Raw genomic sequence first — 206 nt, forward strand, 5'->3', positions numbered from 1 at the left:
TCCAGTCCCGCCGCCCAAAGAATGGCAAACCTGAAATCCTTGCAGGCAGTCGCAGTTTTCAGCCTCCTTCCTCACAACATCAAGAACAGAGTCGATCAACTCCGCGCCTTCAGTATAGTGGCCTTTGGCCCAATTGTTGCCAGCACCAGACTGGCCGAAGACGAAGTTATCAGGCCTGAAGATCTGGCCGTACGGACCAGATCTGA

1 protein-coding gene is annotated in these 206 nt (G+C 53.9%); it reads right to left on the minus strand.

The window, feature by feature from the left end; all coding sequences use genetic code 11:
- Positions 1-206, minus strand: a 206-nt coding sequence (locus tag C6N31_RS47655) for a tubulin beta chain (RefSeq protein ID WP_198359804.1), incomplete at both ends; no start/stop codon positions are given.

This window comes from Streptomyces fildesensis, from assembly GCF_016107395.1.
Lineage (GTDB): Bacteria > Actinomycetota > Actinomycetes > Streptomycetales > Streptomycetaceae > Actinacidiphila > Actinacidiphila fildesensis.